Source organism: Natrinema soli, assembly GCF_028618695.1.
This window is the reverse complement of the sequence record NZ_JAQIVI010000757.1, coordinates 1-4,776: the sequence shown is the minus strand read 5'-3', so window position 1 is coordinate 4,776 and position 4,776 is coordinate 1. Positions and strand designations below refer to the sequence as shown.

Genomic DNA, 4,776 nt, shown 5'->3' with positions numbered 1-4,776 from the left:
CACGCTCAGGACGCCCTCTGGCACGCCGGCCGCCTCGAAGATCCGCGCGAGCAGCAGGCCGCCGGTGATGGGGGTGTTCGAGGCGGGCTTGAGCACGACCGAATTCCCGGCCGCGATGGCCGGCGCAACCGCCCGCATCGAGAGATGCAACGGGAAATTCCACGGGGAGATGACGCCGACGACGCCGACGGGAACCCGCTCGGCGGTGTTCTCCTTCCCCGGGGTAATCGAGTCCATGTGCTGGCCGCTCATTCGGAAGGGGTAGCTCGCCGCCTCCTGCATCATCCCGCGAGCGGTCTGGATCTCGGCCTCGCATTTGACCTGCGTGCTGCCGCCCTCGAGGGTCAGCAGTTCAGCGATCTCCTCGCGGTGCTCCCCGACGAACTCGATCGCCGCGTTGATCACGCCCGCTCGAGCCTGAGGCGGCTGCTGGGCCCACGACCCCTGTGCCTCGGCCGCGGACTCGTAGGCCGCATCGACGTCGTCCGCGGTCGCCGCCGAGACGGTCGCGATCTCCTCGCGCGTGTACGGATTCTCGTCGGAGATCGCGTCCCGCTCGCCGGCGGCGGTCCAGGTGCCCGCGAGATACAGCGACTCCCAGCCGCGCTCGGGTGTCAGCGGAAGGTCGGTCATACGGGAGGCCTATCTCTCGAATGGGGAAAAGTAACACACTCGCAGATGCAACGAGTCGGGGCCGGCGGACGGGTCGACGGTGATCGGGTCGGCCCGATCGGCACCGCTCAGACGGGCTGCTGTCACTGTGTCCCGGCGCACCCGTCCGACGGGTCGCGGATGTGCCGAGGGAGTAGGATGGGGTCGTTTACGCGAGGCGTCGCGGGAGCAACACCGCGAGCGGGACGTAGATCGCCAGCGCGATGATTACCGATCCGACGAGCCCGAACAGGAGCGTCTCGTTGATGAGCCGCCACGCGAACAGCATGATCCCCGCCGGCGGGAGCGCGAGTCCGGCCGCCGTCCGGTGGAAGCTCCGGACTCTGGTCCCGACAGCCACCGGCTCGAGGTCGTCGGTATCCCGTTCGCGATCCCTCGCCATAACCCCGGGAAGGAACAGGTACGTTCCGATCCCGAGGACGAGCCCGACGAACGCTCCGAAGACCGGGTCGTCGACCAGCTCGAGGCCGAGGTACGCGAACACCGCCACGTCGACGACGCCGACGCCGATCCCGAGCAAAGCGGGCGACAGCCCTCCCTCGTCGACCGACTCCGCCCCGGCGTCACGTGAACCGTTCATTCGTGTGCCGACCGATTCGCTACAGCCATATTATAGTTCTCTGTCGTCCCCGCGAGCCGCGAAGGGATCGACGTCCCGTCTCGACGACCACTGGACTATGTCGTCCCATGCGCTGATTTCGTCACTGGACGACCGCAACTGTACCGTTCTGCTCTCGCGTTCTACTGCGCCACGCTGCCGCGAGCTACTCGTCGTCCCGTTCGCGGAGTTCCTCGCTGGCCTCGCGCACCTCGCGCATCACGCTCGAGATGCGTTCTTCGGCCTCGAGTTCGTCCTCGACCGAGAGGTCGACGCCCTCGACCTCGAGCAGGAACTTGGCGACCTCCGTCGACTCGTACATGACGTCGTCGAGCTCCTCGGCGGTGAAGAAGTCGCACATCGCGCCGTAGAGGAAGGTCGCGCCGGCGGTTCGAACCTTGTCCTCGAAGGAAGAGCGGGCCTGGTTGACCGCTTGGGGGGTGTACGTATCGGTCATGAAGGGGATGAGCTCGGGCAGGTTCTCGCCGATCTTGGTCATCTCGACGCCGGTCTCGGTCCGGAAGTCCGAACAGAGGCGGGCGATGGCCCACTCGCGGGCGGTGATGTAGGTCCGATCCCGCAGGAACTCGTTGACCCGCTCGTACTGTGCACCGTCCATCTTTTTGAAGCGGGCGTACTTCCGGACGTCCTCCGGAACGTCGTGCTCCTGGGGCTCGGGATCCGGAACGCCCGGCATCGATCCGCCGCCGGGATCTTCGGGTTCGGTCTCGGGACCATTCGAATCGTCATCCCCGTCAGGAGCGTCGCCGTCTGCAGCGTCGCCAGCGGGGTCGCCAGTGGCGTAACCGTCTGCAGCGTCGCCGTCTGCAGCGTCGCCATCACTCGCCGGATCGGTGTCGGTCGGTTCCCTAGGAGCTGTCGAATCGGGGGCAGTATCCGAATCGGAAGCGGCCGCCGAATCGGATGCGTCCGAGTCGAGAGCGGCGTCCGCATCAGAAACAGTGGAGGTATCAGAAGCATCGGAAGCGGCATCCGCATCGGCGACATCGCCGTCGCCCTCCGCGTCGGCCGCCGATTCCGTATCGGCCTCGAGTCGAGCTGCGTTCGGTCCGTCCTCGTCCATGCCCGCGTATTACCAGCAATCCGAGATAAGGGTTGTTCTCGAGCGAGTTCGACCGTCGGGCGGCGGCAGTACCGGTGTCACTCGAGGCACGCGGTCGCTACCGACCGTAAACGGCTTGCGTATGAATGAGAGTTCGAGCGGATTTAAGTTCGTGAGGGATGTTCGGTAGTATATGTCACAGACGCCAGTCGTCGTGAAGGCAGTACGGACACCACAGGGGAAAGAAGACGGCGTGTTCGCCGACGTTCGGAGCGAGGCGCTCTCGGTGCCGCTAATCGATGAAATTCTGGCCGAAACCGGCCTCTCCGGCGAGGAGATCGACGACCTGATGTGGGGGTGTGCCCAGCAGCGCGACGAACAGGACAACAACCTGGCCCGCGTCATCGCCCTGCTCTCGGAGCTCGGCGAGAGCGTGCCGGCGACGACGATCAACCGCTGGTGTGCCTCCTCGATGCAGTCGGTCATCTCCGCCTCCGACGCCATCGCGGCCGGCAACCGCGACGCGATCATCGCCGGCGGCGTCGAGAACATGAGCCGCGTCCCGATGGGCGGCGGCTTCGACGGCATCAACCCCAAGCTGGCCGAACTGTACGATATCGGTGATCTCCAGATGGGGATGACCGCCGAGAAGGTCGCCGAGGAGTACGGCATCAGCCGCGAGGAACAGGACGAGTACGCCGCCCGCAGCCAGCAGCGAGCGGTCGAAGCCACTGAAGAGGGCCGCTTCGACGACGAGATCGTTCCGATCGAGACCGAGGACGGCACCGTCGAGGAAGACGAGGGGATCCGCCCCGGCACCACCGCCGAAAAGCTCGCCGAGCTGCCGACCGTCTTCAAGTCCGACGGCTCCGTCACGCCCGGGAACGCCTCACAGATTTCCGACGGAGCGTCCGCCCTGCTCGTCACGAGCGAGGCCTTCGCCGAAGAGCACGACCTCGAGATCATGGCCGAGGTCGGCATGAACAACGTCGCCGGCGTCGACCCCACCGTGATGGGGATCGGCCCGGTCCCGGCGACGAAGGGACTGCTCGAGCGCAACGGCCGCGACATCGACGAGTACGATCTGGTCGAACTCAACGAGGCGTTCGCGAGCCAGTCGCTGTACTCCCGCGACGAACTCGGTATCGACCCCGAGATCTTCAACGTCAACGGCGGTGCGATCGCGATCGGCCACCCGCTGGGCGCATCGGGTGCCCGCCTGCCGGTCACGCTGATCAACGAACTCCAGAAGCGCGGCGGCGGCCTCGGATTGGCGACGCTCTGCGTCGGCTTTGGCCAGGGTGCGGCGATCGAGTTCGACGTTAACTGAAGCGGGGTTCGGAGGCCAGCGGCCGAGAACCGCGGATCGCGAGCGGGGAACGGACGCGAGGCCCGAGCGTCGTGCGGGCCTCGAGAAGCGAACGGCGTCCGCCGTGAGCAGTGACCTGCGAGCGGCCGATCGATCCGATTTTGTGATTCTTTTGGGCGGGATAGACGATAGCAACGGGACCAATCCACGTGCGGTGGCGCGCGCTGGGTCGCGGTGAGTCAGTGACGAACCGCGACTCAAAGCCGTGCGAAGGATGAGCGAGGGAGCGGAGTGACCGAGTGAATCGGTTGGGGAGGGCGTGGCGATTCCCTGCCGCCACGATAGCAGAACAGCTGCCTTCCTCATCTAAATTCGGTAGAACACTCGCCTCCTCATCCCAGTTTGGCAGTGCGGTCAAATGCGTGTCAGCACTCGAGCTGCCGACCTCCGATTCGTTCCAACCGACAGTATAGACTCGAGCCGCCGAGAACGAACCGATCACCTCGAGCGAGCAACCAGCGATTTAGGTGCCTCGAGCGCGTCCATAGGCGTATGGACCCGCTGCTGGCGGTACTCGTGGGGATCCCGCTCCTGTGGCACCTCGGGCTCACCGCCGTCGCCTACTACGACGCCGGACGAGTCGGCCTCGAGCCGCCGGAAAAGTGGGCGGCGATCACGTTCTGTCTCCCGCTGATCGGCTTCTTCATCTACCTGTTCGAGCGCAGCGAACTCTCCTACGATCCGGAGAACGACCCCTATCGGGGGAACAACTTCAACGTCCATCCCTCGAGAGCAGACGACACGCCGCTGCCCTCGCGCGGTGACGACCGGCTCTCGCCGGAGAACGACGAGGAAACGAGCGACGAGTGACCGTCGACGGGCGTCGGAGCGCCCAGGGTTCGACGGAGTCGGTCCTCGAGCGGTCGTGGATTCAAGCCGCTGGCGGACGAACGGACACGGGATGTCGGATCACGGAACCATCACCCTCGTCCCCAGCGTTCACTTCTCACCGACGCACCGGCGGCGCGTCCGAGCGGCGATCCGCGAGGCGGCCCCCGATGTCGTCGCCGTCGAACTCGACGAATCGCGCTTCGACCGCCTCGAGGGCGACACCGGCCCGGATCTCGCCGAACT

5 protein-coding genes and 1 pseudogene are annotated in these 4,776 nt (G+C 66.0%); 3 read left to right on the top strand and 3 right to left on the bottom strand.

Annotated elements, in window-relative coordinates; genetic code table 11:
- The 3 genes from PGX04_RS31710 to PGX04_RS31700 all read right to left on the bottom strand — a co-directional run.
- Positions 1 to 633, bottom strand: a 633-nt coding sequence (locus PGX04_RS31710) for an aldehyde dehydrogenase family protein (RefSeq protein ID WP_273742112.1), incomplete at its 3' end; no start/stop codon positions are given.
- 187 nt (positions 634 to 820) lie between these two features.
- Positions 821 to 1,252: a hypothetical protein gene (locus PGX04_RS31705; RefSeq protein ID WP_273742111.1), complete on the bottom strand. Its 432-nt coding sequence runs from the start codon at positions 1,250 to 1,252 to the stop codon at positions 821 to 823.
- Between the two features lie 184 nt (positions 1,253 to 1,436).
- Positions 1,437 to 2,354: a DUF5806 family protein gene (locus PGX04_RS31700; protein ID WP_273742110.1), complete on the bottom strand. Its 918-nt coding sequence runs from the start codon at positions 2,352 to 2,354 to the stop codon at positions 1,437 to 1,439.
- A gap of 172 nt (positions 2,355 to 2,526) precedes the next feature.
- On the opposite strand from PGX04_RS31700, the gene PGX04_RS31695 reads away from it, so the two are divergent.
- The 3 genes and pseudogenes from PGX04_RS31695 to PGX04_RS34220 all read left to right on the top strand — a co-directional run.
- The gene (locus tag PGX04_RS31695; protein WP_273742109.1) at positions 2,527 to 3,663 is read left to right on the top strand and encodes a thiolase family protein; all 1,137 of its coding nucleotides are present in this window, start codon (positions 2,527 to 2,529) and stop codon (positions 3,661 to 3,663) included.
- A gap of 531 nt (positions 3,664 to 4,194) precedes the next feature.
- Entirely contained in the window at positions 4,195 to 4,512 is a 318-nt protein-coding gene (locus tag PGX04_RS31690) for a hypothetical protein (protein WP_273742108.1), read from the top strand.
- Positions 4,513 to 4,603: 91 nt separating this feature from the next.
- Positions 4,604 to 4,776, top strand: a pseudogene (locus tag PGX04_RS34220) (TraB domain-containing protein); the annotation flags it as partial.